At 67.7% G+C, this 26,626-nt stretch carries 24 protein-coding genes and 1 pseudogene; 11 read left to right on the top strand and 14 right to left on the bottom strand.

Features of this window, described 5'->3' with window-relative positions:
• Positions 1-252 (top strand): annotated as a pseudogene (locus NBV68_RS05055) (hypothetical protein); the annotation flags it as partial.
• A 10-nt stretch (positions 253-262) separates the two neighbouring features.
• On the opposite strand, the gene NBV68_RS05060 reads toward NBV68_RS05055, so the two are convergent.
• The 8 genes from NBV68_RS05060 to rpe form a co-directional block, all read right to left on the bottom strand.
• Positions 263-832 (bottom strand): hypothetical protein, encoded by a 570-nt coding sequence (locus NBV68_RS05060; protein WP_296307742.1) that lies wholly within the window; start codon positions 830-832, stop codon positions 263-265.
• Positions 825-2,756, bottom strand: a complete 1,932-nt coding sequence (gene dxs / locus NBV68_RS05065) for a 1-deoxy-D-xylulose-5-phosphate synthase (RefSeq protein ID WP_296307743.1) — start codon at positions 2,754-2,756, stop codon at positions 825-827. The genes NBV68_RS05060 and dxs overlap by 8 nt, the downstream gene beginning before the upstream one ends.
• A gap of 95 nt (positions 2,757-2,851) precedes the next feature.
• Complete coding sequence (locus NBV68_RS05070; RefSeq protein WP_296307744.1) at positions 2,852-3,316, bottom strand: transcriptional repressor; 465 nt, start codon at positions 3,314-3,316, stop codon at positions 2,852-2,854.
• Between the two features lie 218 nt (positions 3,317-3,534).
• Positions 3,535-4,215 carry a peptide-methionine (S)-S-oxide reductase MsrA gene (gene msrA, locus NBV68_RS05075; protein WP_296307745.1) on the bottom strand — a complete coding sequence of 227 codons (681 nt, stop codon included), beginning with the start codon at positions 4,213-4,215 and terminating at the stop codon, positions 3,535-3,537.
• 6 nt (positions 4,216-4,221) lie between these two features.
• The gene (locus NBV68_RS05080) at positions 4,222-4,419 is read right to left on the bottom strand and encodes a hypothetical protein (RefSeq protein WP_296307746.1); all 198 of its coding nucleotides are present in this window, start codon (positions 4,417-4,419) and stop codon (positions 4,222-4,224) included.
• 365 nt (positions 4,420-4,784) lie between these two features.
• On the bottom strand, positions 4,785-6,386 hold the full coding sequence (gene purH / locus NBV68_RS05085) for a bifunctional phosphoribosylaminoimidazolecarboxamide formyltransferase/IMP cyclohydrolase (RefSeq protein ID WP_296307748.1): 1,602 nt from the start codon (positions 6,384-6,386) through the stop codon (positions 4,785-4,787).
• An 8-nt stretch (positions 6,387-6,394) separates the two neighbouring features.
• Entirely contained in the window at positions 6,395-8,266 is a 1,872-nt protein-coding gene (locus tag NBV68_RS05090; protein ID WP_296307750.1) for a heparinase II/III family protein, read from the bottom strand.
• Positions 8,267-8,929, bottom strand: a complete 663-nt coding sequence (rpe, locus tag NBV68_RS05095) for a ribulose-phosphate 3-epimerase (RefSeq protein WP_296307751.1) — start codon at positions 8,927-8,929, stop codon at positions 8,267-8,269.
• Positions 8,930-9,216: 287 nt separating this feature from the next.
• Here rpe and NBV68_RS05100 point away from each other — a divergent pair, with 287 nt between their 5' ends.
• Complete coding sequence (locus tag NBV68_RS05100) at positions 9,217-9,702, top strand: DUF2141 domain-containing protein (protein WP_296307753.1); 486 nt, start codon at positions 9,217-9,219, stop codon at positions 9,700-9,702.
• Here the strand turns inward: NBV68_RS05100 and NBV68_RS05105 are convergent.
• The 3 genes from NBV68_RS05105 to NBV68_RS05115 form a co-directional block, all read right to left on the bottom strand.
• Positions 9,699-10,613, bottom strand: a complete 915-nt coding sequence (locus NBV68_RS05105; protein ID WP_296307754.1) for a hypothetical protein — start codon at positions 10,611-10,613, stop codon at positions 9,699-9,701. The two genes, NBV68_RS05100 and NBV68_RS05105, sit on opposite strands and share 4 nt — an antisense overlap.
• Positions 10,610-11,644: a diacylglycerol kinase family protein gene (locus NBV68_RS05110; RefSeq protein WP_296307755.1), complete on the bottom strand. Its 1,035-nt coding sequence runs from the start codon at positions 11,642-11,644 to the stop codon at positions 10,610-10,612. Before NBV68_RS05110 ends, NBV68_RS05105 begins: the two co-directional genes overlap by 4 nt.
• A 209-nt stretch (positions 11,645-11,853) precedes the next feature.
• Positions 11,854-12,294: an Lrp/AsnC family transcriptional regulator gene (locus tag NBV68_RS05115; RefSeq protein WP_296307756.1), complete on the bottom strand. Its 441-nt coding sequence runs from the start codon at positions 12,292-12,294 to the stop codon at positions 11,854-11,856.
• 137 nt (positions 12,295-12,431) lie between these two features.
• On the opposite strand from NBV68_RS05115, the gene ald reads away from it, so the two are divergent.
• The 3 genes from ald to NBV68_RS05130 all read left to right on the top strand — a co-directional run bounded on the left by ald (position 12,432) and on the right by NBV68_RS05130 (position 16,038).
• On the top strand, positions 12,432-13,526 hold the full coding sequence (gene ald / locus NBV68_RS05120) for an alanine dehydrogenase (RefSeq protein WP_296307757.1): 1,095 nt from the start codon (positions 12,432-12,434) through the stop codon (positions 13,524-13,526).
• 95 nt (positions 13,527-13,621) lie between these two features.
• Complete coding sequence (locus NBV68_RS05125; protein ID WP_296307758.1) at positions 13,622-15,454, top strand: DUF885 domain-containing protein; 1,833 nt, start codon at positions 13,622-13,624, stop codon at positions 15,452-15,454.
• Positions 15,455-15,564: 110 nt separating this feature from the next.
• Positions 15,565-16,038: an FxLYD domain-containing protein gene (locus NBV68_RS05130; protein WP_296307759.1), complete on the top strand. Its 474-nt coding sequence runs from the start codon at positions 15,565-15,567 to the stop codon at positions 16,036-16,038.
• A gap of 418 nt (positions 16,039-16,456) precedes the next feature.
• Here NBV68_RS05130 and NBV68_RS05135 read toward each other — a convergent pair whose 3' ends face one another.
• Complete coding sequence (locus NBV68_RS05135; protein WP_296307760.1) at positions 16,457-17,989, bottom strand: winged helix-turn-helix domain-containing protein; 1,533 nt, start codon at positions 17,987-17,989, stop codon at positions 16,457-16,459.
• 174 nt (positions 17,990-18,163) lie between these two features.
• On the opposite strand from NBV68_RS05135, the gene NBV68_RS05140 reads away from it, so the two are divergent.
• Positions 18,164-18,871 carry an outer membrane beta-barrel protein gene (locus tag NBV68_RS05140; protein ID WP_296307761.1) on the top strand — a complete coding sequence of 236 codons (708 nt, stop codon included), beginning with the start codon at positions 18,164-18,166 and terminating at the stop codon, positions 18,869-18,871.
• Between the two features lie 70 nt (positions 18,872-18,941).
• Positions 18,942-20,372 carry a M20/M25/M40 family metallo-hydrolase gene (locus tag NBV68_RS05145; RefSeq protein ID WP_296307763.1) on the top strand — a complete coding sequence of 477 codons (1,431 nt, stop codon included), beginning with the start codon at positions 18,942-18,944 and terminating at the stop codon, positions 20,370-20,372.
• 233 nt (positions 20,373-20,605) lie between these two features.
• Here NBV68_RS05145 and NBV68_RS05150 read toward each other — a convergent pair whose 3' ends face one another.
• Entirely contained in the window at positions 20,606-20,887 is a 282-nt protein-coding gene (locus tag NBV68_RS05150; protein ID WP_296307770.1) for a hypothetical protein, read from the bottom strand.
• On the opposite strand from NBV68_RS05150, the gene NBV68_RS05155 reads away from it, so the two are divergent.
• The 4 genes from NBV68_RS05155 to NBV68_RS05170 all read left to right on the top strand — a co-directional run bounded on the left by NBV68_RS05155 (position 20,798) and on the right by NBV68_RS05170 (position 25,948).
• A complete protein-coding gene (locus NBV68_RS05155) occupies positions 20,798-21,709 on the top strand; it encodes a nuclease-related domain-containing protein (protein ID WP_296307768.1) in 912 nt (303 codons plus the stop codon). The genes NBV68_RS05150 and NBV68_RS05155 overlap by 90 nt on opposite strands.
• Positions 21,710-22,266: 557 nt before the next feature.
• Positions 22,267-22,794 (top strand): hypothetical protein, encoded by a 528-nt coding sequence (locus NBV68_RS05160; RefSeq protein ID WP_296307764.1) that lies wholly within the window; start codon positions 22,267-22,269, stop codon positions 22,792-22,794.
• Positions 22,791-23,486 carry an AprI/Inh family metalloprotease inhibitor gene (locus NBV68_RS05165; RefSeq protein WP_296307765.1) on the top strand — a complete coding sequence of 232 codons (696 nt, stop codon included), beginning with the start codon at positions 22,791-22,793 and terminating at the stop codon, positions 23,484-23,486. Before NBV68_RS05160 ends, NBV68_RS05165 begins: the two co-directional genes overlap by 4 nt.
• 53 nt (positions 23,487-23,539) lie before the next feature.
• Complete coding sequence (locus tag NBV68_RS05170; protein ID WP_296307766.1) at positions 23,540-25,948, top strand: serine/threonine-protein kinase; 2,409 nt, start codon at positions 23,540-23,542, stop codon at positions 25,946-25,948.
• Here the strand turns inward: NBV68_RS05170 and NBV68_RS05175 are convergent.
• On the bottom strand, positions 25,945-26,505 hold the full coding sequence (locus NBV68_RS05175; protein ID WP_296307767.1) for an ECF-type sigma factor: 561 nt from the start codon (positions 26,503-26,505) through the stop codon (positions 25,945-25,947). The genes NBV68_RS05170 and NBV68_RS05175 overlap by 4 nt on opposite strands.
• Between the last annotated feature and the right edge of the window lie 121 nt (positions 26,506-26,626).

The raw sequence follows: 26,626 nt of genomic DNA on the forward strand, positions 1-26,626 counted from the left end.
GAGGAGATCGCGAGCATTCGCGCTTCGGACGACCCCTACCGCCTGCGCCGCGAAACCTACCTCGCCCAGCGCCGCCGGGATATCGCGCAGTTGAAGGGCGAGCCGATCTCCGAACGCGACCGGCTGTGGCTGGAGGAGCTGGAGGAGCTGAAAGCAGCGTCGCGCGCGGCGCCGGCCGAGGCCGAAGGTGCGGCCGTTCCGGTCGAACCGCCTGCCAATCCCGAAGCGCTGCTGATCACTCAGCCGCGCTAGGCTGCGCGCCTTAGCGGTTGGCGGCGATGATCTCTTCGAGTTCGCGCTCGAATTCGGTCTTGGGCCGATGCGCCAGAACCGCTTCGAGGATGGCGGGGGATGAGCGGTCCAGCTGGTTCGTCCAGATCCACACGTCGCCGAAGAACTCCCGCGCGCCGCTGCCGTTGATGCGCCAGATCAATCGGCGGTGCCGGCGCTCTATCGGATATTTCGAAGGCTTGTAGAGCGTGACGCCAATGCGGCCCGCATCGCGGTGCAGCCCCTTGATTGAGCGCAGCCCGATCACCTTCTCGCCGTGCGCGCGCACAAACAACCCTTTGGCGTTCACCACCACCTGTTCGCGCCGGTCGAACAGGCGGATGGCCTGAACGAGGGCGATAAGGCCGAAGAACAGTAGCCCGACAGTGCCCGCCAATCCGAGGACGAGGCCGACAGCGATCCCGCTTGCGAGGCCTCCCACGGCGAAGGGGAAGCACAGGGCGGCCATCCCGCCCGAGAGGATGGCCCAAGCCAGCAGCTTGGGTATCGAGTAGCGCGCCACGAAAGGCTCGGGCGCGCTCTGCGTCGGCGTGTCAGGCACGCGCCTCTTCGCCAGTTTCGACGCCTGCGCTATTGTGCTTCAGCGCCTTGAGCACCGTGTCGACGATCTGCGGGGCGTTGAGGCCGGCCTCGTCATATTGCTTCATCGGGTCGTCGTGATCGATGAAGGTATCGGGCAGGCGCAGCGTGCGGACCTTCAACCCGTTGTCGGTGAGGCCCGTGTCGCTGGCGAAGGTCAGGACATGCGCGCCGAGGCCGCCGATGGCGCCTTCCTCGACCGTCACGATCACCTCGTGGGTGCGCATCAGCTTGGCAATCAGCTCCTCGTCGAGCGGCTTGGCGAAGCGCAGATCGGCAACCGTGGTGGAGAGCCCCTTGGCCTCCAGCGTGTCGGCAGCCTTCAGCGCCTCGGTCAGGCGCGCGCCGAGCGAAAGGATCGCGACCTTGGAGCCTTCGCGCACCAGCCGGCCCTTGCCGATTTCGAGCTTCACCGGAACCTCGGGCATGGGCACGCCGGTGCCGTTGCCGCGAGGGTAACGGAAAGCGATGGGCCCCGCGTCATACTCGGCGGCGGTGTAGGTCATGTGGACCAGCTCCGCCTCATCCGCCGCAGCCATCACCACCATGTTGGGCAAGGTGGCAAGATAGGTGATGTCGAAGGAGCCTGCGTGCGTCGCCCCGTCCGCGCCGACCAGACCTGCGCGGTCGATGGCGAAGCGCACCGGCAGATTCTGGATGCACACATCGTGCACCACCTGATCGTAAGCGCGCTGGAGGAAGGTCGAATAGATCGCCGCGAACGGCCGCATCCCCTCTGCCGCGAGGCCCGCGGCAAAGGTCACCGCGTGCTGCTCGGCAATCCCCACATCGAAGGTGCGGGTGGGGTGCGCCTTGGCGAACTTGTCGACGCCGGTGCCCGAAGGCATGGCGGCGGTGATCGCGCAGATGCGGTCGTCGGTCTCGGCGAGCTTGGCCAGCGTCAGGCCGAACACGTCCTGATAGGCGGGCGCGGAGGGCGCGCTCTTGGCCTTCTCGCCGGTGACAACGTTGAACTTGGGCACGCCGTGATACTTGTCGGCGCTGTTTTCGGCCGGGGCATAGCCCTTGCCCTTTTCGGTCACGACATGGATCAGCACCGGGCCTTCGCTGGTGTCGCGCACGTTTTCCAGCACGGGGAGCAGGTGGTCGAGATTGTGCCCGTCGATCGGGCCGACATAGTAGAAGCCCAGCTCCTCGAACAGCGTCCCGCCGGTCACGAGGCCGCGGGTGAACTCCTCGGCCTTGCCGATAGTGTCGTGCAGGCGGCGGCTCATCTTCTTGACCGCGCGGCTGGCGAGGCTGCGGATGCCGAGATATTCGGACGAGGACACCATCCGCGCGAGGTACGCCGAAAGCCCGCCAACCGGGGGCGCGATCGACATGTCGTTGTCGTTGAGGATAACAATCAGCCGGTTGCCCGCCTGCGCCGCGTTGTTCATCGCCTCGTAGGCCATGCCCGCGCTCATCGAGCCGTCACCGATCACCGCGATCCCGCGGCCCGGGCGGCCTTGCAGCTTGTTGGCGATCGCAAAGCCCAGCGCCGCGCTGATCGAGGTCGAGGAGTGCGCCGCGCCGAAGGGGTCGTATTCGCTCTCGGAGCGCTTGGTGAAGCCCGAAAGGCCCCCGCCCTGGCGCAGCGTGCGGATGCGGTCGCGGCGGCCGGTGATGATCTTGTGCGGGTAGCACTGGTGCCCCACGTCCCACACCAGCTTGTCGTCGGGCGTGTTGAAGACATAGTGGATCGCGACAGTCAGCTCGACCACACCCAGGCCCGAACCGAGGTGCCCGCCCGAGGTGCTGACCGCATCGATCATCTCGGTGCGCAGTTCGTCGGCGAGTTGGCGGAGCTGTTCGGGCTTGAGGCGGCGCAGGTCGTCGGGAGTGTCAACCTGATCGAGCAGGGGCGTGTAAGGCGGTTGTGTCATAGCGACCAGCCTTACACAGGGAAAAGGGGCGTGTCGATTCAGGCTTGAGGCAGATCAATTGCCGGAGAACCGGTTTGGCTCCCCCTGGTTGCTGCTTATGCGCAGCCCTTGCACAGTCCGCGGATCTCCAGCACCGGGCGCTCCGCCTTGAAGCTGCGTGCGGCGGCGATGGCGCGGACGGCGCGGCTGACCTCCTCGTCATCGACATGCGCAGCCTCGCCGCATTCGTCGCAGACGAGGAAGATGCAGTCATGTGCGCAGCCGGGGTGGGTGTTGGCGAGATAGGCGTTGGCGCTCTCGACCCGCATCGCAAGGTTGTTGGCCACGAACAGATCGAGGATGCGGTAGACCGAATTGGGCGCAACCCGCTTGCCGCGCGCCGCCGAAAGGTTGTCGGCGATGTCATAGGCCGAGACCGGACGCTCGTGCCGGGCGAGTTCGGCAAACACCGCCTCGCGCATGCTGGTCCACTGCTCGCCGGATGCGACCAGCGCGCGCGCGGCTTCGACGACGAGGTCCTGGCCGGCCAGTTCGTGGTGGCTGTGTGCGTGCTGTCCCATGTCTGCGAATATAATGAGACAGGGTGGCAAGCGCCAGTGGGCGCTTTTTGTTTGCGTGCCACCTTCAGTGGTGCTGACCCCCGCCTCCCCACCCGGCCCCCAAGAACTCCATTACGGGATGGTGGCCGGCCCCTCGGCGAAACGTCTCCCGGACGTTTTCGTCATCCTCGGGCGGAGGCGGGGCGGGGGTCTACATCGCGCGCCAGCGCGACTGGGACTTACCCCGCGTCCTTCAGGAAGCTCGCGCGGTAGACGCCGGGGTACATGCGCTTCAGCGCCGCAACCTTGGGGGCGTCCCAGCGCCGGATATAGCCGTGCGTCGGGTTGGCCAGCATGAAGTCCTGGTGATAGGCTTCGGCCGCGTAGAACGCCTTGTAGGGCTCGATCTTGGTGGCGATGGGCTTGGCCCACAGTCCCGCCTTGCCGAGCTGCGCGAGATAGGCCTTGGCGACCGCGCTCTGTTCGGCGCTCATCGGCACGATCGCGCTGCGGTACTGGGCGCCCACGTCGGGGCCTTGGCGGTTCTTGAGCGTCGGATCGGCGACCACCGAGAAGAAGATCCGCAGCAGTTGGTCATAGCGGATCACCGCCGGGTCATAGGTGATCTTCACCGCCTCGGCGTGATCGGTGACGCCGCTCGAGACGAGATCGTATTTCGCGCTCTTCTGCGTGCCGCCATGATAGCCCGAGACCGCGCCCTTGACGCCCTTGACGTGGCTGAACACGCCCTCGACGCCCCAGAAGCAGCCGCCCGCGAAGACCGCGGTCTTCAGACCGGCGGTTTCCTTGGCGACACGCGTGGCGGCGGGGGCGGCGACGGGTTCCTCGGCCAGCGCGGTGCCCGCGCAGGCGCTCAGCGCCAGCGAGCCGGCGGCGAGGAGGACGGCGATCTTGTGCATGGGAGCTCAGCCTTCTTGAGGCGCGATCACGAACTCGGCTGCGGGAGCGGGGACGGTGGCGGTGCCAGCGTCAAGTTCGGCCGCTTGCGCAGGCGAGGCCACCGCGCCGCTCCAGTTTTCCGCGCGTCCGCCGACGATCAGCACCGTCCCGAGGACGAAGCCAATGCCGAAATTGCGGAACAGGTCGGAAGAGAAGAGGCGCATGGGGGACTCGTGAATCGCGTAAGTTTCCGCCCGCTCTTTGCCCGCGGCCGGATTGCGGCGGGATGAACTGGCGACAGGCCGTATTAGGGTTGCGGCCCTATACTGGTTACGAAGGCGGTGAAAAATAGTTGCGCCTAAGGGAGATGCGGGCCGAGCCGTGCGCGGCCTGCGACGAATGCGGGGATTGCGTAGGCGGGTGATTTTTTCGGCCTGCCGCGCGCCCCTATACCCCCCACAGTGATGACCCAAAGGGGAGGACTGGAACGGGCCGCAGGCCCGCAAGGCCGAACGGCCGCCCGCAGGTGCCTGTAGCGAAGCGAAGGAACAGCACCGAGGACGGGGGCGCGGAGGCGCCCCCGCAAACATCAATGCCTGAAATGCCGCATCCCGGTGAACACCATCGCCAGCCCCGCTTCGTCAGCCGCCGCGATCACCTCGTCGTCGCGGATCGAGCCGCCCGGCTGGATGACGGCGGTCGCGCCCGCTTCGGCCGCCGAGATCAGCCCGTCGGCGAAGGGGAAGAAGGCGTCCGAGGCGACCGCGCTGCCTTGGGTGCGCGGGGCGTCCCAGCCATGGGTCGCGGCGGCTTCCTGCGCCTTGATCGCGGCGATGCGCGCCGAATCGCGGCGGTTCATCTGGCCTGCGCCGATCCCGGCGGTCGCGCCGTCCCTGGCGTAGACGATGGCATTGGATTTGACGTGCCGCGCCACGGTCCAGGCGAACAGGCAGTCCTTCAATTCCTGTTCGCTCGGCGCGCGCTTGGTGACGACCTTGAGGTCATCCGCCGTAATCGCCCCGTTGTCGCGCGACTGGATCAGCACGCCCCCGGCGATGGTCTTCAAGGCGAGGCCGCCCCTACGGGGGTTCGGCAGCGCGCCGCATTCGAGCATGCGCAGGTTCTTCTTCTTGGCGAAGATCTCGCGGGCTTCGGCAGAGACGCTGGGGGCGATGACGACCTCGGTGAAGATCGCGCTGATCGCCTCGGCGGTGGCGGCGTCGAGTTCGGTGTTCACCGCGACGATCCCGCCGAAGGCCGATACCGAATCGCACGCCAGCGCCGCCTCCCACGCCGACAGCAGCGATCCCGATTGCGCCACGCCGCAGGGGTTGGCGTGCTTGACGATCACCACCGCGGGCTCCTGCCCGGCAAACTCGGCAGCGAGTTCCAATGCCGCATCGGCATCGTTGAGGTTGTTGTAGCTAAGCTCCTTGCCCTGCAACTGCACCGCCTGCGGCACGCCCGCGGTGCCCGCGACCTGTGGGACATAGATCGCCGCGCTCTGGTGCGGGTTCTCGCCATAGCGCAGCGTGTCGGCGCGCTTCAGCGCCATCGGGAGCGTCTCGGGGAACAGCGTCGGCTCATCCGAAGCGGCGGGCGAGAAGGCGAACCAGCTGGCGATCGCGGAGTCATAGGCGGCAGTGCGGGCATAGGCCTTGCCCGCCATCCGGGTCCGGAACGCCTGCGTCGTCGCGCCGCCATTGGCGTCCATTTCCGCAACCAGCGTGGCGTAGTCTGCGGGATCGGTCAGGATGGTGACGAAGCCATGGTTCTTCGCGGCTGATCTCACCATCGAAGGCCCGCCGATGTCGATATTCTCGATCACCTCTTCGCGCAAAGCACCCTTCGCGACCGTAGCCTCGAAGGGGTAGAGATTGACCACCACGAGGTCGATCCCGCCGATCCCGTGGGCCTCCATCGCCGCGACATGCTCGGGATTGTCGCGCAGGGCGAGCAGCCCGCCATGCACGGCGGGGTGGAGGGTCTTCACCCTCCCATCCATCATCTCCGGAAAGCCGGTGAGGTCCGAGACGTCCTTCACCGTCAGCCCCGCCTCGCGCAGCGCCTTGGCCGTGCCCCCGGTGCTGACCAGCTCGACGCCGCGCGCCGCCAGCGCCGCGCCCAGTTCCGCCAAACCGCTCTTGTCGGACACTGACAGCAGCGCCCGCCGGATCACACCTTGCGTCATGATGGAATCTATCCTGTCTTCCTGAAGCGCCAGGAGAATTGTCCCCCGCTGCGCAATGCCAGTCCCTCGATCACCAGCTGCTCGGTCGCGTGCGGGCGGCCGTCACCGTCGACCCACAGGCTGTCCTCGGCGTGCAAGGTGATCTCGCCGGCCCCGCCCCTATCGCCGCCGAGGCGGAATTGCCAGAGCCGACCATCGGGCAGCAGCAGGCTCGCCCCGCGCTTGTCGGGCGAGAGCTGCACCTCGACCCCGCGCCCCAAGTGGAAGCGGATCGCAAAGCCGATCTTGCCGCGCTTGCCGTTGCGGCTGGTGGGGACGAGGATGTCCTCGCCCGCCAGCTCGGTGCCGTCGCCGCTCAGCGTCAGGATGCGCTGGTGGCTGAGGCCGAAGCGGGAGGCATAGCCGTTGTGCGCAGCCTCGATCCGGGTCGCCTCGCGGTGGCCGGGGCGGGCGATCTGGCGGCGGTCGAAATCCACCGTCTCGACCCCCTTGCCGAGCTTCCCGTGAAGCAGCACCGCGGTGGAATTGGCATTGTCGAGCACCAGCGTCGAGAAGGCGGCGGTGGCGCGCAGGCCCTGCCCGATGCGCGCGGGCACCTGCCCCCCGGCGAGCGCCGCGCCGCCGCAATTGACGATGATCCGCTGCGGCCCGTCAGAAAACTCGAAGGCGAGGGTGGAGGCGCAGCCGGTGCGCGCGTGTTTGGCACGCGGCGGCGGGGCGGTGTCGAACTGGAGCAGCGTCTCGCCCGACTTGATACGCTGGTAGCCCCAGCCCGCCGCCTGCCCCAGCGGACGGGTGCGCACGCCGCTCGCCTCGATCACGGCATTTACGCGGTCGGCGGGGATCGCCCCCTGCCCCTGCCAGCACCCCAACGCCCCGTCGCCGTGCCGCAGTGCGAGGAGCGGCGGCACCAGCAGTTCGCGCATGACGGCGAGTGCGGGGGGCGGGGTGACTTGGGCAGCGGCGTAACAGGCGATGAGATCGGTCAGCAGGCGGATCGCGTCCAATTGCGCGGCGGGGCAGCGCGACAGCGCGCCGCCATCCTCGCCCACCATGTCGCCCAAGGCGGTGACCAGCCCCGCTTCGCCGAACAGCCGCCGCGGCTTGCCGTGGGGGAGCAGCAGCCCCGCGGCGACCACCCCCGCCCAGGCGGCGACCTGCCCGAAGCCCGCAGGCTCCTTGGCGGCGCGCTTGTCGAGCCAGCTCGCGGTCTCGGCAATGGCGGCAAGCAGCCGCGCCTTGAGGCCCTTGTCGTTGCCGCCGAGCATCAGCGGCGCGTGGACCAGCCAGGCGACCAGCCTCAGCCCGGCGAGTTCGGCCTCCCACGCGGGCCCCTTGCCGGGGGCCGCGTGGGAATGGAGCCAGAGCCCGGCGATCCGCTCGGCCACGGCGGCGGCATCGGCACGCGGCGCGCTGGCGGCGAGATCGGCCAGCCAGCTGAACGAATGCACCACCCGCTCGACCCCGGGGGCCTGATGCGCGCTCACCGAGAAATCGAAGCTCGCGATCGGCAGGCGCACGCCGTGAATCAGGAAATGCCCGGCGCGCAGGGCCGTGCCCGCAGCGCGGTCGCCGCGGTTGGGGCTCTCGACCGTCGCCAGCACCCGCGTCGCCTGCGGGCGGCGGAACGGGGCGGCAATGGCGTGGCCGGGGATGCCGATGCGGTAGGCGAGCCGGATCAGCGCCTCGCCCGGGCCGGACTTGACCGCGATGACATCGGACAGCGCCAGCGCGCGCGACGGCTCCTCGACTGGCGGCGGCGCGGGAGCCTCCGCGCCCGGCTCCGGCGTGCTGCCGAGCGGCAGCACCGGCGCACCCGCCGCCTGCTCGACCAGCGCCTCCGCGCGGGTGGCGGCAGGGGAGCGCAGCAGGCTCGCCACTTACCTTGCGCCCTTCAGCGCGGCGATGTTGGAAGCGTAGTGATCGGCCCCGCCCTTGAAGGTTGCCGAGCCTGCAACCAGCACATCGGCCCCCGCCTCGACACACATCCGCGCGGTCTCGGCATTGACGCCGCCGTCGACCTCGAGATGGATCATCCGGCCCGAGCGCGTGATCATCGAGCGGATCCGCGCGATCTTGCTGAGCTGCGAAGGGATGAAGCTCTGCCCGCCGAAGCCGGGGTTGACGCTCATCACGAGGATCAGGTCGGCGAGGTCCATCAGGTTGTCGAGCACCTCGACCGGCGTGCCCGGGTTGATCACGACGCCCGCCTTCTTGCCCAGCGCCTTGATCGCCTGAAGCGTGCGGTGGATGTGGGGGCCGGCTTCGGGATGGACGGTGATGATGTCCGCGCCCGCGTCCGCGAAGGCCTGAAGGTAGGGATCGACCGGGGCAATCATCAGGTGGACGTCGAAGGGCTTGGCGGTGTGCGGACGCAGCGCCTTTACCACGTCGGGGCCGATCGTGATGTTGGGCACGAAATGCCCGTCCATCACGTCGATATGGATCCAATCCGCGCCCGCCCCATCGACAGCGCGAACCTCTTCGCCCAGGCGGGCGAAATCGGCGGACAGGATCGAGGGTGAGATCAGAGGCGTGGTCATGGCGCGGGCGCGGAGCCTTTCTGGGACGCTTTTGCAGACATAAGGGCCCTGCGAAAGGCGCGACAAGGCGATTTGTCTGCTTTTCCACCGCGCGGGGCGGCAAGATGACCCGAAAGCGGTCAATTAAGCCGCAATTCAGGCAGATCGCCCCATAATCGCGCCGCTATCCCCGCTGGCGCGCGGCCCTCCCCCCTCTCCCCCCGCTTGCGCGCCTGTTTCGCCGCCCTTACCTTGCGAGCTTGTCCATGACCGTCATTTCGCCCTTTTCTCCCCGTCCTGCCCGTCGCGTGTCGGCCGGTTTGGCGTTGGCGGCCGCGCTCGCCGTGCCGGTGGCCGCACAGGGCTATGTCTACGGCCGGAGCATGAACAATGACCTCGGGCAATGTGCCGCGGGCAAGGGCCCGGCGGTGCGGATCACGGTGACGGGGCTGAAATCCTCCTCCGGCAACCTGTTCGTGCGCGCCTATCCCGCCACCAAGGCCGACTGGCTGGTGAGCAAGCGCTATGTCATGCGGGTCGACGCTAGGCCGCAGGCGGGCAGCATGACGGTGTGCGTGCCGTTGCCCGCGGAGGGCGCTTTCGCCATCGCGGTCCAGCATGACGCCAACGGCAACCGCAAGACCGACATCTCGACCGACGGCGCGGGCATGTCGAACAATCCGGGGATCAAGAAGATCCTCGGCCTCGTCCCGCAGGCGCCCTCGGTCGACAAGGCGCGCTTCACCGCGGGCCCGGGGGTCACGCGGATGACGATTTCGATGCAGTATCTCTAACCGGCGCGCTGCTTGCGCCGGTGCTGGCTGAGGTCCCACAACACCTGAGGTGCCGCGAGCAGCGGGAAGCGCTCGCGGAACGGGGTGAGCTTGACCGGCATTCCGGTGTGCCGCTCGATCTTCCACGCAGCATAGCGCGCCGCACCCTCGAAGGTGGTGCTCGCCTTGACGAGGCGCAGCAGATTGAGCGGCTTGCCGAGCCGGCGACGGCGCTTCCACCAACCAAGAATCCGCGCCCGCTCCGCCGGCATCAGGCGCGGGGTGAGGATGCTGCCATGCAGGCCCGGCGCGATCCCCCCCGCCTCGAGCGCGAGCGGCAGCAGCCCGGCGAAGTGATCAGCGTTGACCGAGAGGATGTCGTTCTCGCGGCCCTGTTTCTCGACCCGGAATTCTGCGCTGTAGGTGGCGCGGAACAGCGCGCGCCAGTAGTCCTCGGCGGCGGCGCTGACCGGGCCCAAGGCAGCGGCGAGCCGCGCGGCGGTGGCGGCGGCCGATGCGATGGCGGCGATGACGTCAGCCTTCGCGGCGTCATCCGCCGCCCAGATCAGTGCAGAGGGCTGGACAAAGCGCGCCCAGATGGTGGTGTCGGCAAGCTCGCCCCCGGCGGCCTTCGCAAAGGTCGCGAGGCGCATGGTTGCGACCTTGGCGCGCAGGGTCATGCCGTCATGCGAACGTTCGTGATAGGACACGCGTGGCCAGATGGCGCTCTCCTGCGTGCCGGGCAGCAGCAGGTAGAAGTCGAGCACCCCGTCGAGCGAACCGGTCCTGAGGTTCGATCCGTAAAACAGCACCGCAACCGCGCCCGACGCGTCAGCAAGGGCGCGCGCGAAGTCGGCTACGGCGGGGTCGGTGGGGACGGCAAGGCGCGCGGCGATCCGTTCGGCGAGCGCCGCCGCGGGCGTGCCGGTCATGGTGCGACGAAGGCGAGCTCCGGCCCCTGCTCGATGCGATAGTCGCCTGCGGGGAAGGCCTCGCCATCGAGGATGAACTGGTCGCCGATCGACAGGCTGAACTGGGTCGCGGCAAGCTGGTGGATGCCGCGTTCGCGCAAGGGGCCCTTGATCTTGCCCATCAGCACCAGCGGGATCAGCGCGGTGGTGCGGCGCGGGATCTGGTCGACGGCGACCAGCTTCAGCCCGTTCCTGAGCGCGCCGAACGGCCTGATCCCGGCGGGCAGCGTCTCGAGGGTCGAGGCGAACAGCAGCTGGCGCATCGCCGGATCGCCGTGGCCGCTGTGCTCCATCGGAGCATCCGCCGTGCCGAGCCCGATCGCCATCTCCGCGCCCTTGCGCCAAGCATTGCCGCGCCCCGCGAACAGCGATTGGAGTAGCGCCCAGAGGCCGGTGACCGCAACCACCATCGAATCGAACGCGCCCAGCTTGTGCGCGCTCTGCCCGGCCTGGGTCGCCTTGGTGAAGGCGCCCGCGCCGAGGATGAAGCCTGCCACGCGCTTGCCCGGCTCGCGCGCTGTCGACACCAGCATCGGGCGGCGATAAACGCGGCGCCCGTCGTCGAGCGCATCGATCGCATCCTGCAGGCCCCAGTCCTCGGGCACGCCGAGATCGACGGTCAACGCATTGGTCTTGCCCTTGGGCAGCACCGCGATCGCGGGCCAATCGTCACCGAAGATCGCCTGGCCGCAGGTCAGCACGTCGCGCACCGTGCCGTCACCGCCGTTAATGACGAGCAGGTCGATGCCCTTGGCGGCGAATTCGGCCAGCGCCTGCGGCAGCTGCCCGCGCTCGCGCGGCTGGGCGATGTGGACATGGGGGCAGATGCCGCAGTCGAAATCGGCGCCGAGATTGCGGTGGCTGCGCGGATTGTAGATCACGCCGACAGTCGGAGCCTGCCCCGCATCGCGCACGCGCCGCACCCGCCCACGCGCCTTCGCCGCGGGGTCGACCCGCGGAATCTGGGCAAATTCGTAGATCGGCGTGGCCATATTTGTCCTATACCTGTCGGGAAACTAACTTTCTACTGCAATCCTGTCCCTGAACCGTAACAGAACCGGAAGCGCCAGATTGGCGATCCCCCGCAGAAAACAAGGGGCATGCGACAAAACCTAGTCCGCGCAAGACGAGTGTCTTTCATGGTTTTGCCATTTGCTTGTCGCAATTGCCGCCATTTGCTCCGATGGCGTGCGCGCCGGGCTCAGTCGCCGCCTTCAAGTGTGCGGATCGTGAACTGGCTGATCAGCCGCTGCACGCCGGGGAGCGCAGAGAGGATCTCGCGGTGGATGCGCTCGTAGCTGTCGTCGTCCCGCACCAGCACCTTGACGAGATAGTCGGACTGGCCGCTCATCAGATAGGCTTCGGCGACCTGCTCCGTGCGGGCGAGGGCATCCTCGAAGGCGAGCATGGTCGCCTGGCGCTGGTCGGTGAGCGTGACCTGGACGAACACGGTCGAGGGATTGCCGCGCGCCGCGCGTGACAGCCGCGCGCGGTAACCGAGGATCGCGCCGGTCTCCTCCAGCGCCTTGACACGGCGGTGCGCGGCCGAGGGGCTGAGACCGACACGCTCGCCGAGCTGCTCGCCGGTAAGCCGCGAGTCCGCGGCGAGCAGATCAAGAATTTTCAGGTCTACGCGGTCCATGCGGGATTTTTATGCGCCTTGCTTGTCTAGCGCGCAAGAATTTCCCGCGTCGCGCTCCCGCTATGCCGATCATTGCGAAGAACCCGCTCGCCCCTCCTGCTACAAGGCGCGCGAGAGAGCAGAGCAGGAGATCCCCCATGCGCGTTGGCGTTCCCACCGAGATCAAGAACAACGAATACCGCGTCGGCCTCACGCCAGCGGCAGTCGCAGAACTGGTGCGGGCAGGCCACGAGGTGGTGGTGCAGGCGGGCGCTGGTGCGGGCGTCGACTTCGTCGATGCCGCTTATGTGACTGCTGGCGCGCGTATCCTGCCCGATGCGGCGAGCGTGTTCGATGCCGCGCAGATGATCGTCAAGGTCAAGGAGCCACAGGCCTCCGAAATCGCCATGCTGCGACCCGATCACCTGCTCTTCACCTACCTCCACCTCGCCGCCGACAAGCCGCAGACCGAGGGGCTGATGGCCTCGGGCGCGACGGCAATCGCCTACGAGACCGTCACCGCGCCCGACGGCTCTCTACCGCTGCTGAAGCCGATGTCGGAAGTCGCCGGGCGCATGTCGGTGCAGTGCGGGGCGCATTATCTCGAGAAGCATCAGGGCGGGCGCGGCGTGCTGCTCGGCGGCGTTCCGGGGGTCGAACCGGGCCGGGTGGTGATCCTCGGCGGCGGGGTTGCCGGGGTCAACGCGGCGCAGATGGCGGTCGGCCTGCGCGCCGACGTGACGATCTTCGACATCTCCAACCGCCGCCTTGCCGAGCTCGACATGACCTTCGGCAACCAAATCCGCACCGCCTTTGCCTCCTCGGCCGCGATTGCCGAGGCGGTGGCGGGGGCCGACCTCGTGATCGGCGCGGTGCTGGTGCCCGGCGCCGCCGCGCCCAAGCTCGTCACCCGAGCGATGATCGCGAGCATGCGCCCGGGCGCGGTGGTGGTCGACATCGCAATCGACCAGGGCGGCTGCTTCGAGACTTCGCACCCCACCACCCACGAGGACCCGGTGTTTACCGTGGACGGCGTGATCCACTACTGCGTCGCCAATATGCCCGGCGCGGTGGCACGCACCTCGACCATGGCGCTCGGCAATGCGACACTGCCCTTCGTGCTCAAGCTCGCGAACAAGGGCGCCGACGCCGCGATGGCGGGCGATCCGCATCTGGCGGCCGGGCTGAACGTGTCGGGCGGCAAGCTCCACGTCGCGGCGGTGGCGCAGGCGCTGGGGCTGCCGCTCGGCTGACCCGCCCACGGCTCTCGACGAAAGGGGCTTCATTGGCTCTCCCCCGGCCGCTACCCAAGCGGATCACGCAGCGATGCTGCGCCAAGGGACGATCGATGACCAACACGCTGACCTTCAGCCTCGCGATGGCGCTCGCCGCCGTGACGCTGCCTGCCGGGGCCTTGGCCCAGACTGCGCCGGCCCCTGTCCCCGCGCAGGGCGAGGACGCGCGCCTCACCGCCTTTCTAGATGCCGAATTCGCGGCCTGGGTGAAGACCCAGCCGCAGCTCGCCACCCGGCTCGGGATCAAGGAGGGCGGCGACCGCTGGAACGACACTTCGGACGAGGCCGCCCGCGCCGAAGTCGAATGGCGCAAGACCAGCGTCGCCATAATGCGCGCAGCCTTTGACCGAGCCAGGCTCTCGCCCCAAGCGCAGGTCAACTACGACATCTGGGCGCTGGAGGCCGAGCGCGCCGAGATCTCGCTCGCCAACCGCCTCTATCGTCCGCCGTTCTATTCGCGGCTCTATTCTGCGCACAGCCAGCTCCCTGATTTCCTGATCAACACCCACACGGTCGCCGACGCGAAGGACCTTCGTAACTACATCGTCCGGTTGGAACGGATGCCCGCACTGCTCGACAGCGCAATCGAACGCACGCGGGCCAGTCAGGCGGCCGGGATCAACCCGCCGCGCTTCCAGCTTGAAACGATCATCGAAGGCAGCCGCAAGCTGACCTCGGGCGCGCCCTATGGCGAGGGCCCCGACGCGGCGCTGTGGGCCGATGTGAAGGCCAAGACGGAAGCCCTCGTGGCTGGCGGCAAGCTTTCCCGCAAGGAGGCCGATCGGTTGCTCGAGAAGGCGCGCCTCGCGATCCTCGATCTCCAGCCTGCCTATGCCCGCGTCATCCAATGGGCCGAAGCGAGCCTGCCCACCGCGCCGAGCGGCAAGGTTGGCGCGCTGATCCTGCCGGGGGGCCTCGAATATTACGAGCGCGAGCTGAAGCTCGTCACCACTACCGACATGACCGCGGCCGAGATCCACAGTGTCGGCCGAGCCGAAGTCGCCCGGATCGAGGCCGAGCAGGATGCGCTCGCCCGCCAGGCCGGCTTTGCGGACCGCCACGCCTTCTATGCAGAGCGCAAGCGGCTCTACCCGCCGCGCCAATATGACGACGCAGCACGCAAGGAATATCTCGACACCGCCAATGCCTTCGTCGCGCACACCCGCACCCTGCTGCCCGAATGGTTCGGTGAGCTGCCTGCCTATGGCATCGAGGTGGTGCGCGAGCCCGCCTTCTCCGAAGTCGCGGGCGGTGCGGCCCATGCCTCGCCCCCGAGCCCGGACGGCAAGCGCCCGGCCAAGACCTATGTGCACCTTGTCGGCACCATGCCCGACCCTGCCGCGATGTACACGCTGATGTGCCACGAGGCGGTCCCCGGGCATAACACGCAAGGCGATATCCAGGTGCGCCAGCATGGCGGGCCCAAGTTCCGCTCTGTCACCGGCTATGTCGCATTCGGCGAGGGCTGGGGGCTCTACGCCGAGGCGGTGTGCAAGGAGATGGGCGCCTATCCGGACATCGCCGCGGACTTCATGCGCCTCGATGCCGAACTGTTTCGCGCCGCGCGGCTGGTGGTCGACACCGGCCTCCACGCGATGGGCTGGACCGAGGACGAGGCGGTCAAGTACATGAACGAGACCGGCCGCCAGCCGATCGAGCGCTCGCGTTCCGAGGTGCGGCGCTACATCACGCTCCCCGGACAGGCGACCGGCTACAAGATCGGGATGCTCAAGATCATGGAGCTGCGCGCGCGGGCCGAAAAGATGCTCGGCGCGAAGTTCGACGTTAAGGGCTTCCACGACCTCCTGATCGCCAGCGGATCGCAGCCGCTCTCGATCCTCGAGCGGCGGGTGGACGCGTGGATCGCGGGTCGCGTTGCCAGCTGAAGGCGCTGAGGCCCCCGACCGGTCCGGAGGTTGTTTTTCACGCAAAACCAGCCGATTGCGGCGCGGTGCGGCGTGCGATACAATCTCCGGCGGTTCGGGAGCACAAGAGCATGGCGCGCGCGACAAATCCGGCAAGGGTTCTGGCGGTCGCCGTGCTCGTCAGCCTGGCAGGTGCAGCACAGGCCGAGCCTGCCGCCCCCTCCCCTGAAGAAGCCCGCGCCCATGCGGCCGCGATCGAGCGGATGGCGGGCTGGCTGTTCGGGATGCGCCGCGCGACCTTCGCGCTCGCCTCGCCCGATCTGGCTCTCGATTTTCCCGCGGCGCTTCAGTCCAAGGAAGTACTGGAGAGCGGCGAGGCTGTGTTCCGGGTCCGCGGCACGATTACCAACACGGGCAGCGAGAGCCTCGCCGTGCCCGATCTGCGCGTCATCTTCAGCGACGCGCGCGATCGGATGTTGGAGGACCGAACGGTGCGCCCCGAAAAGCGGCGCCTTGCGCCGGGCGAGAGCGTCATTGTCCACGAAATCATTACCGAGATCCCGCAAGGCGCCGCCTCGGCAGCACTGGGCTGGTCGCCTCGATAGCATCAGCCGCGGGGCACCCGACAGGTTTGCTGCGCGTATGCCAAGGGGGCGACCCTCCCGGCGGGAGGCCGCCCCCTTGGCGCACCGGGCAAGATGAAGATGAGAACTGGGCCATCGTTCTTAGCGCATCGCGATGACGTCAGCTTTGCGCCCTCATCTGGGTCGTAGCGCCTCGCATCGAGGCTCTAAAAGCGGACTAAGCTCCCAAGCGACCCTAATGGCGACGTCGGGACTTAGTCGCCGTTCCACCGCAACGTGCTCGATGGCAGTTCTATCGCCAAAACCCGACACTCAGACTGCGCCCGCCCGGCCTCGTATCCCGGCTGAGCTCGCCTGACCCTCAGACCAGAAGCGACTACTGCTTAACCTGAGACCGAGGTATTTGCTCAGAGGCCGACTGCCAAGTCTGACATCCAGCTCAGCTCGATCGATCCATCAAAAGATGGTCGGGTGCGCGGCCGGTCGATTCCCAATACTGCCCTAGGCCGATCCGCTCGGTAAGCCTCGAGAATTCCGCAAGGTGCCAAAGCGGCTTGGCTGGCGGTGAGAACAGGAACGCAGTGTACCTGCGCGCGAGCTTCGGTGCCGCGGTGTTCATCGGGATGGTGAAGTAGTCGTCCAGCCGTTGCAGCGCCGTAGTAAGCTGCCCCGCGGCACAGCACAGCCAGACAAACTGGGCCACCGAGCCTGATCTCGTTCGTTCGAGCGCGGCCCGGGTTTCGGCGGCGCCTGCGCTGCCGGCTGCCTTGGCGACCAGCAATGCGTCCTCGATGGCGGAAGCGGGAACGCCGAAAGGATGGGCCTTCTGGTTCGCGATCATCAGCAGCGCTTCGTCCGGCCGTCCCGCGAAGGTCAGGAACTGGCAGCGTGCGAACCAGATGCGCGGGTGCCGCGGCCAGCGCTCGAAGGCATCGCTGAGGCTGCGGTCGGCTTCCTCGATCCGTCCCGCCGACCACAGGGCGTCGGCACGTTTCGCCCAGGAGATGGGCAGGAACTGGTCGATCGCAATGGCATGCTCGAAATGCGCGACCGCCGCGCGCGATCGCCCGGTCTCGAGCGCGACATTGCCGATATTTCCGTGCAGTAGCCAGGCATCGGGATGACGTTGCAGTGCCGCGCGGCAATCGCGTTCGATCTTCGCCCAGTTGCCGTAGATCGGCGGGATCAGGATCAGGGCGGTCTCGGCATCGGCATTGCGCGGGTCGAGCTCGAGCGCGCGCATCGCTGCCGAGCGGGCCGATTGCGCGAGCGCCGCCTCCTCCCCGGTCGGACGCATTTCGAGCAGGTGCCGATAGGACAGGGCCAGAGCGCCCCACCCGTCGGCAAAGAGCGGGTCGGCATCCACCGCCTTGCGGAAATGCGCGACCGCCTGCTCGTTCTGCTCGGCCAGCCCTTGCCGCTGTGCTTCGATGCCCTTGCGGTAGAAGGCAAGCGCGGCTTCATTCGTCTGGCGCCTGCTGCCGAGGGCATAGACGCCCAGACCCGCCGCCCCGGCCACCGCGATGGCACCGGCGGCCAGCAGCGTCCGGCGGGACAAGCCGGACTTGCCGCCCGGGGTGGCGACGGCCGGCGGGGACAGGTCGGGGGCGCGCTCGGATGCCGATCCGGTCACCACCAGTCGATACCCGACCTTGGTGACCGTCTCGATGCGAAAGGCGCCCTCGAACTCGTTCTCGAGCTTGCGAAGGCGGGCGATCACGCGATTGATCGCATGTTCGCCGACGATGCGTCCGTCCCAGCAGCGGTTGAACAGTTCATCGCGGCTGACCACGTTCCCCTCGGCCTGGGCAAGAGCGACGAGAACCTGCATGACCCGCGGCTCGAGGTCCTCGATCTTGCCGCCACGCGACACCCGCCGTGACGGCGGATCGATCGACAGCCCGCCCAGCACGAAGCGACGTTCATGTCCAAGCTGGATCGAATCCATCCGGCGAAGAGGGGCGACGTTCATGGGCAGCGCTCCGGGAATGGGTGAACCTACCACCAGGTTTGCAGGTGGTCCAAGGGGATCAAGCTCATGAGATCATGCAAACATCACGAGATCATTACGCCCGGAGCGTAGCCGCACAAAACCGCCCTGTCTTAACGATCCTTATCCGCCATGTGGGCGGAATGGAGGATCAGAATGCGGATTTCGACAGGAACATGGGCGATGGTGGCGCTGACAAGCTGGCCGGCCGTGGCCGCAGCGCAGGAGCAGTCGCAGGAACCCGACCAAGGCTGGTATGTTTCGGCCTCCGGGAGCTTGTCCTTGCTGGAGGATTCGGTGGGGACTGTGGCGAATGCGATCGGTCCCGGCGGCGTTGCGATTCCGACGCTGACCACTGACAACGAGGTCGAGAACGGCTGGGGCGCCAGTGCCGCGTTCGGCCGCGACTTCGGGCGGGTGCGTGCCGAGGTAGAAGTCGGCTACAGCGAGAACGATGCCAGCAGCTATTCGGTCAGCTCGCCCTTCGTGGTCACGCTGCCGCAGGACGGGCGCAACGACATCACGCGCTACATGGGCAATGTCTATGTCGACCTGACCACCGGCGGCATCCGGCCCTATGTGGGCGCAGGCCTCGGCGCTGCGCGGGTCGAGGTCGTCACGGTCGCGACCGTGGCGGCGGCCCCGACCGCGCCGCCGCGCCGGCTGATCGACGACGACGACACCGTGTTTGCCTATCAGCTCATGGCGGGCGTCTCGGTCCCGGTCACGCGCCGGCTGCGTCTAAATGCGCAATACCGCTGGTTCGACGCCGACCTCGTGCGCGGTCTCGATGCGCGCGGTCAGGAATTCACCCGGACCATCCAGGGGCACAACTTCGATCTCGGGTTGCGCTTCACGTTTTGAGGGATGACAGTGGCAAGCGGCATGGCGAGGCCCCGAGGGCGCTTCGCATCGCTGGCAAAGGGGGGCCATCTTGCGGTTATTGCTCGCGTGCCTGCTTGCCACCATTCCGGCTGCGCTCACCGCCGGGCCCGTCGATGAACCCTCGCGGTTGCCGGAAGAGTGGCAAGCCCGGGTCCGCCCGCTGCTCGAGCAGGTGGTCGAGGTGCCGAGCGTCCCCGGGCGCGGCAAGGTGCCGAAGGTTGCCGAACTGCTGGCAGGCGCGCTGAGGGCCGCGGGCTTTCCCGCCGCTTCGATCGCAATCCGCCCCTACATGGCGGGGGAAGGCGACAGCACCGCGGCGCTGATCGTCCGCTGGACTTCCGCCGCGCCGAGGCGCCGTCCAATCCTGATCCTCGGGCACATGGACGTCGTCGAGGCGCGGCGCGAGGACTGGGAGCGCGACCCCTTCGCCTTCGTCGAGGAGGGCGGCTATTTCTATGGCCGCGGAACGCTCGACATGAAGGCCCAGCTGGTCGCCATCACGATCGCGCTGGCCAAGCTCAAGGCCGAGGGCTTCGCGCCGGATCGCGACATCATCGTCTTCTTCACCGGCGACGAAGAGACTGCGCAGAACGGCGCGCTGCTCGGTTCGACCGATTGGCGCGGCACGCTCGATGCCGAATTCGCCCTCAATGCCGATGCCTGGGGCGGCACCTTCGATGCCGCCGGGCGCCCATTGGGGTTCGTGATCGGGGCGGCGGAGAAGACCTACCAGACCTATTTCGTGACGGTGCGCAACCGCGGCGGGCATTCGATGCGGCCGCGCCCCGACAACGCGATCTACGAGCTTGCCGAGGCGCTCCGCAAGATCCAGGCCCACCGGTTCGAGCCGCAGCTGAACGAAGTCACCCGCGCCTATTTCCAGTCACGCCAGCAGGACGAGGCGGGCGCACTGGGCGATGCGATGCGCGCGTGGCTGGCCGATCCCGGCAATGGCGCAGCGGCGGACATGATCGAGGCGAGCGAGCTCGAGACCGGGATGACCCGCACCCGCTGCGTGGCCACCATGCTCGAGGGCGGGCATGCCGACAATGCCCTCCCCCAGATGGCGCGCGCGGCGGTCAATTGCCGGATCATGCCCGGCGTCGAACCGGCCGCGATCCGGGCCGAGCTTCAGGCCCTGGTCGGGCCCGGCGCCGAGGTCACACCCGACCCTTCGTTCATCGGCACGCCGACGCCGGTCTCGCCGCTGCGCGAGGACGTCCTTGCCGCCTATGCCGCGGCCGTCCGGCGGATCCACGGCGAGGCCATCCGGATCACGCCGGTGATGGACATCGGCACCACCGACGGCAGTTTTTTCCGGGCCGCGGGCATCCCGACCTACAATGTCGACGGTACCTGGCTGGTCGTCCCCGAGGACGAGCGCGCCCATGGCCGCGACGAGCGAATTCCGGTGCGCGCCGCCTTTGACGATGTCCTGCACTGGGAGATGATGCTGCGGGCGCTCGCCGGCAAGCCCTGAAAGCGCCCCGCAGGGGTTGCGAAAGCGCCTGCCCCCCTATTCCGCCATGTGGCGCTCGAAGAAGGACCGCGGCGTCCCCTCAAAGACATGGAAACGCATTTCAAGACGGGAACTCAAAGGGCCTGCATCCTCCCGGGCTAGAGGCGGTTCGAGAGAGACGATCAGGCTATTGTTTGTTTGACGATGCCGCTGCGTCGGCTGGCGCCAGAGAACCGGGATACTGAACTTTAACTTCAATGTCTTAGCCAAGGCAGGAAGAGGTGGAACCCGGTATGACTTTGAAGCAATCGGACGAGCGTCGCGGCGATTTTGCAGAGCTCGCTCGATTGGCGAGCCACTGCGTCGCCGCTCAGAAGCGCCGGCTCGACAGCGAATAAAAGAAGTTGATCGCCGGCAACCAGGGCGAGCGAGATGCGGCGCATGTCATGAACCGCGTCTTCGGAGAATCCGGCCGCATAGGCCTGCTTCACGACTTGCGGATCGGGGTGCGCGGAGAATTCGCGCAGATGGATCATCTCGTCATCCATCGTGGGCAAGGCCGGATATGGCTGTGCGAGACAAAGAATTACGGTGGGCGGCTGCAATGCAACGCGCACGGGGAATGGACGGTTTGGTACGGCAAGCAGCCGCAGCCCGTACCTTCGCCGATCCAGCAGGCGCGCCTGCAGGCGATCGTGCTGCGCCGCTGGCTGGAAGCGAATGGATACGCCTACCTCGAGGTGCTGCCGCTAATTCTCGTCGCCCCGACCACCAGCGTCGATCGACGTCAGGTGCCCGACGATGTGACAATCGTGAAGTGGGATCAATTCGGCGAATGGTGGGAGCGTCAGAGCGCCGATCTCAGTGCGCTGTCCATAGTAAAGATGAGCGCAAGCGCATTCTGGGAAAAGCGCGATACAGCTTGGCTGCGGGAATTGGGCGAAAAATTGTGCGGCGCAAACACTCCTATCGTCTTCGACTGGAAAATGCGGCTCGGGCTCGCGCAGGCGGACGCCGCGACCAAACAGGGAGAAGAGGAGGGCAAAATCCAGCCGCTGGCTATCGGTGAGTACACCCCATATCCAGCGAAAGTGTCGCTGGAAGAACCCAGGCTTGATTTGTCACCCATTATGACCCCGCATGGGGAAATTACCTTCACCGCGCTAGGCGATACAGAAGTGGCCATCCGTAATCCGCCGGTAGAACCTTTGATTGACATTGTCCGCGGCACTGTGAAGGGCCGCGGTCGCTGGCAACCGCGCTACAAGAACTGGATCGTGAAGGTCGAAGATTACGGCGAGGTGCGGTGCCAGATCGAGGCTCGACTGGCCCAAGCGAGGGATTGTCGTTGGGCCTAACCACGCTCCTACGGTTATGAGCAAGATCTTTGAGTAATCCCGCAAGCGGAACGGCTGCTTCTGGAGGAAGCAGCCGTTCAATGGGGCGATTGTGAACGACCATTTCTGGGTCGGGAGCCGCCGAAACCGGATTGCCGGTTCTGGGACATGTCTGCCCTTCCCAAACTGCATTGCAGATGACCGGTTTTACCAGAGGCCGACACTGCGATGATCAGATCGCAAATGGCCGCTACTGCGGGAGCGCTTCCTGGTTGCTGCCGTTCAGCAAGCGACCCCGCAGCGAACTCTTGGGGCCTCTGCCGAGGTATTTTTCCAGAATTCTTCCCATCCGATTGATCATGTGTCCGGTTGTGCACGGCAAGTGCGTCTTCGGAGGTGATGCGCATGTGGGAAGGGGCAAGGGGCTCCGCCGGGCGCATGACTTCGAAGGGCAAGGGCCACTGTGGCGGCAGCTCGATACGACCAATGAAACCAATGGCGGCACCACCGTCGCGGGCGCGCGCTGCATTGCGCGGGGCCAGCGCGGCGGGTTGCTGTTCTGAGAAGGGAGCCAGACGATGAAACGCATGATCATTATAGCCGCGCTGGCGGCAGGTGTAGCCGGGTGCGGCGGGGCCGAGACGGGGGGCGAGACGAATGCCGCGGCCGCCGCCCCCACTGCCAGCGGGTGGGATGCGACGCAGGCCTGTGCGATGCTCGATCCGGCCAAGATCTCTAGCCTCACCGGCCTCACCTTCGAGACAGCCAAGCTCACCCCGATGTCGCCCATGACCGACAACACGGCGGCGACCTCGATGTGCAATTACAGCGGGGCGGGCGGGGCGATGGCGGTGCTGCTGACCCGCGAGGCGCCCTATGACGATGCCACCCCCGAGGCGATCGAGAAGGCACGCACCGCCGATGGCTCGATGGAACCGGCCGAGGATGTACCCGGGCTCGGCAAGGCAGCGCTGTGGCGGGCGGCACCGATGGCGAAGACCCTGCAGGTGTTCTACGATGAACGCCGTTCGGTGGTGGTGACGCTGCTCGGGCGTGAGGCCACACTGGAGCAAGCGAGCTCGGTCGCCCGCGCCGTGGCACCGTGATCCGGCTGGCCGCCATGCTGGCGCTGGTGCTGGCAGCGGGTGCGGCCGCGCAGGACGGGGAGAACGGCAGTCTTGCAATGGCCGCCGACCTTGCCGGAGACTGGCAGATCGTCCCCGTCGATGGCTCCCCCGCATGCCCCGTCACCTTCACCCTCGCCCCCGCACGCGGCGGGTGGCAGGCGAGCGCGGGGGCTTCGTGCGCGAACTATGTCCCTGCCGCCGCCAAGGCTGCGGGTTGGACCTTCGAGGACGGGGTGCGCCTGCTCGATGACAAGGGGGCGACCCTGATGCGCTTCGAGGAGGACGAGACCGCGCTCCCCGCCAGCCCCAGCGTCGCCGCGCCGCAATTCTATCTCGTCCCGGCGATCAAGAGTTTCGAACGCCTCCGCCAGCCGGGCGAGTGGGAGGGGCCGTGGCAGTTCAGTGCCAAGGGCCAGAAGCCCTGCATTCTCCAGTTCGGCCCGCCTGCCAATCTCACCGCCCCGCGCGAGGGCGGGCGCGTCACGGTACGCAAGTGCCGCAGCAAGGCGCTCGCCCGGGTGAACCGCTGGTACATGGAGGGAATGCGACTGCTGCTCGCCGGGCCGGACGATGCGCAGATCGCCTTCGTGCCCGATGGCGCCGAGACGCATCGCAGCGACGACGGGCGCTGGCAGCTGGGGCACTGGTACGGTTCTGCCGCCAGACGCTGACAATTGACGAGGCCGCCCGGCACACAGCATGTTGCAGGGCAGGGGGATAAGGCATGGCACAGATGGACTCCGGGCGCTGGGAAGCAATCATGGCGGCGTTCGACCGGATCGCACCGCTCGATGCGGGCGAGCGCGCGGCGGCGCTGGCGGGCCTCGCGCCGGGCATCGCGCCGGAGGTGGAGCGGATGCTGGCGGCGGCCGAGCTGACCGGGGTGCTCGATGGCGGGCCGCTCGGGATCCGAGGCGCTCGCGCGCCGCAGCCTGCCGCGCTCGCCGAAGGTACCAGGGTCGGCGGCTTCGTGATCGACCGTCTGATCGGGCGCGGGGGGATGGGCGAGGTCTATCTTGCCACACGCGACGATCCCTCCTTCCGCCAGCAGGTGGCCTTGAAGCTGCTGCGCATCGACATGGCGGTGGACGAGAAGCTCTTCGCCCGCGAACGGCGGATGCTGGCGCGGCTCGATCACCCGCACATCGCCCACTTCATCGACGGCGGGGTGACCCCCGAAGGCCGCTTGTGGATGGCGATGGCCTATGTCGAGGGCGAGACGATCGGCGCCTGGGTGGCGCGCACCAACCCCTCGCTCGAAGCGCGCCTCGCAGTGTTCCGGCAAGTGTGCGAGGCCGCCGCCCATGCCCATGCCAACCTGATCGTCCACCGCGACATCAAGCCATCGAACATCCTGATCGACCGGCAGGGGCGGGCGCGGTTGCTCGATTTCGGGGTGGCCTCGCTTGCCGAGGATCCGGAGCGTTCCGGCATCACCGGCGGCGTCCTGACGCTGCATTATGCCTCGCCCGAACAGCTGACCGCGGGGCCGGTGACCGTGGCGACCGATGTCCACGCGCTGGGGCTGGTGCTCTACACCCTGCTCGCCGACACCCAGCCCTGGGGCGACAGCGGAAGTCCGCTCTCAACGCTGGTGCGCCGCATCGTCGAGGACGAGGTGCGCGGGCCGAGCCGGGCCGAGGCGCGCGGGCCCGCCGCCATTCCGCCTGCGCGGTTGGCGGGCGATCTCGATGCGATCGTGCTCAAGGCGCTGCGGAAAGACCCGGCAGAGCGCTATCCCGGCGTCGCCGCGCTGCTGGCGGACCTCGACGCCTATGCCGAATTCCGCCCGGTCGCGGCGCGCAGGGCGACAACCGGCTACCGGGTGAAGCGATTCCTGAGGCGCTACCGCTGGCAGACCGCTGCCGCCGCCGCGCTGCTGGCGGTGCTGACCGGCGGGATCATTGCCACCACCCGGCAGGCCAACATCGCCGAAGCCGAACGCGACCGCGCGCTCGCTGAAGCGCGGCGGGCGGATTCCATCGTCCAGACGCTTACGCTGGCACTGGCACAGGGGGGATCGTCAGGCGATCTGACCTTCCGCCAGACGCTTGACCAGACAGCGCAGCGCTTGCTGGCAACGCTCGATGGCAGCGAGCGTTCGGGCGCGACCGCCAATGCCATCGCCGATCTTTATATCTTCGTGCAGGACGCCAAGGCCGCGCAGGCGTTTCTGGACCGCGCGGTCAGCAAGGGTATCGGCAAGGACAGCCCGGTCCAGACCGCCCGGCTCAAGGCCAGCCTTGCCGATACCGAATTGTTCACCAGCAAGGGCGAGCGCGTGCCCGCCCTGCTGGACGAGGCCGAGGCGCTGCTGCCGGCGGGCAGCCTTGCCGCAGAGGAAGTGCGCGAGGCGATCATCGGCACCCGCGCCAGTATGGCCCGGCGCAGCGGCGATCTTGATAAGGCCCTGGCGCTGATCGGCGATCTTGATCGGGCCGAGCGGGCGTTTGGCGGCAATCAGAGCCAGCTCATGGTGCGTTACAACAACCTGCTGGTCTATCTGATCGAGGGCAATCGTCTGGCCGAGGCCGATGCCGTCTTCGCGCGGGCGGACCGGTTGCTGGCGAAGTCGGGGCAGGGCGACACAATCCAGGCACTCGGCCTTGATCAGCTGCGCGCCGCCGTCCTGATGCGCACCGACCGCAACAGTGAGGCCGGCGCGGTGCTGCGCCGCCTGATCGAGCGGCGGCGGCGGCTTTACGGGGAAAGCCCGGCGCTGGCCTCCGATCTGTCGCTCTATTCGCGCCAGCAGCTGGCCGAAGGCCAGTATGCCGCGGCCGAGGCTGCCGCGAACGAGTCGCGGCCCATGCTGGCGCGCTTCATGGGGGACGCCGCGCCGCCGGTGGTGATGCAGGATCTGGCGATTGCGCAGATTCTGGCCGAACAGGGCAAGCTTGGTCCGGCGCAGGCCCAGCTGGCGCTGGTGGACGCCGCCGCCGCCGCGATCCCGCCGCTTGCCCCGCAGCTGGAACTCACCCGCGCCATCGTGGCGCTGGCAGCGCGCGACACATCGGCGGCCAGGACGGCGCTGGCGAAGGCGGAGGCCGGGTTCACCGCGCTCGGCCCGGCGGGAACGTTCGGGCTGCAAGGCGTTGCCAAGGTCCGCGCACGGCTGGCCAAGCTGCCCTAGGCTTGGGCCTCGCCGCCGCCGCCTGCCTGCTCGGCCATCTGCGCATGGATCCACGCCCGCGCGCGCACCCACCAGCGCCGCACGGTGCGGTCGGTGATGCCGAGCACTTCGGCGGTCTCGGCTTCGCTCAGGCCGACGAAGAACCGGCAATCGACCAGCCGGGCGAGATCGGGGTCGTGCTTCGCAAGGTCAGCCAGCGCATCGCCCAGCGCCACCAGCTGTTCATCGTCATGGCTTTCCGAGGCCAGCTGATCGAGCGCGCCGGTCAGGCTGGTGCGCTCCCCATGCCGCTTGCCCGCCAGCCGCGCGCGGGCCGCATCGACCAGCACGTGCCGCATCGCGGTTGCCGCGCAGCCGAGGAAATGCGCCTTGCTCTGCCAGTCGGCACGGTTCTTGATCTTGAGATAGGCCTCCCCGATCAATGCGGTCGGCTGCAAGGTGCCGGGGCTGCCCGCCCAGCGATGCTCGCGCCGCGCGATCTCGTGCAATTCGTCATAGAGCAGCTTGATGAGCGCCTCGGACGAGGCTGCGCGCATCGCTCCGTCACCTTCGGCCATGGCCCCCCGCTTGGCTGAAAATCCATGGAGATTTGTGCCTCGCCCGGGCCGCCTCTGCAAGAGTATGCGGAAATGATGCGAATTTTTCACACGCGCCCTGTCCGGTTCGGCGCGCGCGTCC

This window comes from Erythrobacter sp., assembly GCF_023653175.1.
GTDB lineage: Bacteria > Pseudomonadota > Alphaproteobacteria > Sphingomonadales > Sphingomonadaceae > Erythrobacter.